This is a genomic window from Mesorhizobium alhagi CCNWXJ12-2, from assembly GCF_000236565.1.
In the GTDB taxonomy this organism is placed as follows: Bacteria; Pseudomonadota; Alphaproteobacteria; order Rhizobiales; family Rhizobiaceae; genus Allomesorhizobium; species Allomesorhizobium alhagi.
On the sequence record NZ_AHAM01000046.1, the window covers coordinates 1 to 3,678 of the forward strand.

Below are 3,678 nucleotides of genomic sequence, written 5' to 3' on the forward strand. Positions count from 1 at the left end.
CTGCGGGCGCTTCAGCCATCGGCCCTTCCAGCATTAGCCGCGCGGGAGCGCGCGGCCTACAACTCAAAAGATAGCAGCAAACACGGCGAAGGCGAGGCGGCTTGCGAAAACGTGATCGGAGGGGAGATCAAAACCAATCCGGTACGGAATCCAGTCCGATCAGCTTGTCATAGCTCTGGCGCGGCCGCACGACGTGGAATTGATCGCCCTTGACCAGCACTTCCGGCACCAGCAGCCGCGTATTGTAGGTGCCGGCCTGCACCGCGCCATAGGCGCCCGCCGTCATGACCGCGATCAGGTCGCCCGCCTTCAGTCGCGGCAAATCGCGGTCGTGGCCGAGATAATCGCCGGTTTCGCAGACCGGCCCGACAATGTCGGCCGTCATGCGCGGCGCGTCCGCCGGCTGGCGCACCACCGGCCTGATGTCGTGAAATGCGTCATAGAGCGTCGGGCGGATCAGGTCGTTCATGGCGGCATCGACGATCAGGAAGTTCTTGGCGTCGCCTTCCTTCACGAAGATCACCTGCGAAACCAGGATGCCGGCATTTCCGACGATCAGCCGGCCCGGCTCGAACATCACCTTCAGGCCGAGATTTCCGACATGCTTCTTCACGATCGCCGAATAGGCGTCGGGCAGCGGCGGCGGCGAATTGTCGGTGCGGTAGGGGATGCCTAGCCCGCCGCCGAGGTCGATATGCTCGATAGCATGGCCGTCCGCCTTCAGCGTGCCGACCAACTCGACCAAGAGTGCGAAGGCGTCGTCGAAGGGCTGCAGATCGGTGATCTGGCTGCCGATATGGGTGTCGATGCCGGTGACCCTTATACCTGGCAGTCCTGCGGCACGGGCATAGACCTGCCGGGCGCGCTGCCACGGGATGCCGAACTTGTTCTCGGCGCGACCGGTCGAGATCTTCCTGTGGGTCTTGGCGTCCACGTCCGGGTTGATGCGCAGCGAGACCGGCGCCACCTTGCCCGCGGCCACGGCGCGCTCGGAAAGCAGTTCCAGTTCCGGTTCGGATTCGACGTTGAAGCAGAGGATACCGGCAGCAAGCGCGAAATCCATCTCGCGCGCGGTCTTGCCGACGCCCGAGAAAAGAATCTTTTCCGGCGGGATTCCCGCCGCAAGCGCACGCCGCAACTCGCCTTCCGAAACCACGTCGGCGCCGGCGCCAAGCTTTGCCAGCGTCGCCAGCACAGCCTGGTTCGAATTGGCCTTCAGGGCGTAGCAGACGAGCGAATCCAGCCCCTCGAAAGCCTTGCGGAAGACATTGAAGTGCCGCGCCAGCGTCGCCGTCGAATAGCAGTAGAACGGCGTTCCCACCGCCTGCGCTATGTCGGGCAGGGCGACGTCCTCGGCATGCAGCACGCCGTCGCGATAGTCGAAATGGTTCACTGTCTTTTATCCCGGACAGGAAAAGCGATGAAGATTCGGCCGGCTATGCAAGCCTAAAGCAGCGGATCGAGGATGAAAGGCTTGTCCTTGACCGGCGGCTGCGGCTCGGGCGGTACCGGTTCGTTGGCTCTCTCGGCTTCCTTGCGGGCATCGATGGCGGCCTGGTAGGGCGTGTCGAGATCGGCCTTGCGGCCGCAGGCCGAGACCGCGCCCAGCGCCGCCACGAGGATCAAGCCCGTCAAAATCCTGCTTCCGGTCATCACGCCATCCGTCCCGAGAAAATCAGCCTGCCGCTTGTAGCGAAGTTTTTTTGCCATTGCACCCCGGCAAACGGCGCTAATCCCGACGATATATGTAAACCCCGAACTCAGACATATCTGAGAAGCGAGAACTCCCAGGACCCGTAGGACCCAGGAAAAAGCCGTCGTTCTCTTTCTCGTCCGCCACCGAGATCAGTAATTCCGCCAGCATGTGCAGCGCTTGAGATGGGCCGGAAATGAGAATGTATGGCTTTCCGCCTTCTTCGTCTGGAAGGAGTGTAAGACTTAGATCTGTCTTTTGGTCAGCATATTTGCTGCAAACGTCGTCCGAACGCATCAAGCCCTCACGCCCTGCCCAGCCGCTTCTTCCAGTAGCGTATCTGCTTCCTCACCTCGGCGGGCGCGGTGCCGCCGAAGGATGTGCGGCTCTTCACCGAATTCTGCACCGACAGCACCGAAAACACGTCGTCGGTTATGCCGGGGTGGACCGACTGCAGATCCTTGAGGCTGAGCTTTTCCAGCCCGAGTTTCTTCGCTTCGGCCAGCGCCACGGCCCGGCCGGTCACGTGATGCGCCTCGCGGAAGGGCAGGCCGAGCATGCGAACCAGCCAGTCGGCGAGGTCGGTCGCGGTCGAATAGCCCGAGCCGGCGGCCTTCTTCATTGCCGCCTCGTTAATCTCCATGTCGCCGACCATGCCGGTCATCACCGCCAGCATCAGGTCCAGCGTCTCGGCGGCGTCGAATACGGCTTCCTTGTCTTCCTGCATGTCCTTGGAATAGGTCAGCGGCAGGCCCTTCATCACCGTCAAGAGCCCGATCAGGTGGCCGTTGACCCGGCCGGTCTTGGCGCGCACCAGTTCGGCCGCGTCCGGGTTTTTCTTCTGCGGCATGATCGACGAACCCGTCGAAAAGGAATCCGACAGCCGCACGAAGCCGAATTGCGGCGTCGACCAGATCACGATCTCCTCCGCCAGCCGCGACAGATGCGTGGCGCAGATCGCTGCGATCGACAGGAACTCCAGCGCGAAATCGCGGTCGGAAACGCTGTCCAGCGAATTGCGGGTCGGCTCGCGAAAACCGAGCGCCTTCGCGGTCATCTGCCGGTCGATCGGGAAGCCGGTGCCGGCAAGCGCTGCCGCACCGAGGGGGCTCTCGTTCATGCGCTCGATGGCGTCGCGAACGCGCGAAAGGTCGCGCGAAAACATCTCGACATAAGCCATGCAGTGATGGCCGAAGGTCACAGGCTGCGCCGTCTGCATGTGGGTAAAGCCCGGCATCACGGTCGCGGCATGATGCTCGGCGCGCGTCAGGAAGGCGGCGATCAGCCCCTTCAGCGCCTCGGCGACGCGGTGCAGTTCATCTTTGACCCAGAGCCGGAAATCCAGCGCCACCTGGTCGTTGCGCGAGCGCGCCGTGTGCAGACGGCCCGCCGCTGGCCCGATCAGTTCGGCCAGCCGCGCCTCGATGTTCATGTGGATGTCCTCGAGCCGGGTCGAGAATTCGAAATCGCCCGCCTCGATCTCTGCCAAAATCGTGTTCAGCCCGTGAGCGATTTTTTCTTGATCCTGGCGCTCGATAATGCCCGTCTCGGACAGCATCTCGGAATGCGCGATCGAGCCGCGAATGTCCTGGGCGTAGAGCTTTTTGTCGAAACCGATCGAGGCGTTAATCGCCTCCATGATCGCGGCAGGGCCCGAGGCAAAACGTCCGCCCCACATGGCGTTGCTGGCCTTCTTGTCGCTCATCGTGCTAACCGGGCTCCGGAGATTGAACTGAAAATGGCTGATCGAAAGAAACTGATACCTGTCCCGCGGCTGCTGGCCGTGGCCGCGCTTGCGGGGGCGTTGGCAGGCGCCGTGGCGGTATATGTCAGCGCGACCCTGTCTGGCAACAACGCCCCGCCAACGGCGGCTGGCGCGGTCGTCGCCGCGGACGCCAATTCCAGGCTCTGCGCCGCAAAAGCCGACCGCGCCAAGACCGTGGCGGCGGCCGCTACCGGCGAAGTTGCGGCGATGCTTTCGGCCG

The 3,678-nt window shown here is 63.1% G+C and carries 3 protein-coding genes and 1 pseudogene; 1 reads left to right on the top strand and 3 read right to left on the bottom strand.

Annotated features, from left to right (window positions below):
• Window positions 1-127: 127 nt before the first annotated feature.
• The 3 genes from lysA to argH form a co-directional block, all read right to left on the bottom strand.
• The gene (gene lysA, locus MAXJ12_RS06815) at window positions 128-1,393 is read right to left on the bottom strand and encodes a diaminopimelate decarboxylase (protein ID WP_008835064.1); all 1,266 of its coding nucleotides are present in this window, start codon (window positions 1,391-1,393) and stop codon (window positions 128-130) included.
• Between the two features lie 53 nt (window positions 1,394-1,446).
• Entirely contained in the window at window positions 1,447-1,653 is a 207-nt protein-coding gene (locus tag MAXJ12_RS06820) for a hypothetical protein (RefSeq protein WP_040585199.1), read from the bottom strand.
• Window positions 1,654-1,997: 344 nt separating this feature from the next.
• Window positions 1,998-3,398, bottom strand: a complete 1,401-nt coding sequence (gene argH / locus MAXJ12_RS06830) for an argininosuccinate lyase (RefSeq protein WP_008835066.1) — start codon at window positions 3,396-3,398, stop codon at window positions 1,998-2,000.
• A 33-nt stretch (window positions 3,399-3,431) separates the two neighbouring features.
• On the opposite strand from argH, the pseudogene MAXJ12_RS06835 reads away from it, so the two are divergent.
• Window positions 3,432-3,678, top strand: a pseudogene (locus MAXJ12_RS06835) (TlpA family protein disulfide reductase); the annotation flags it as partial.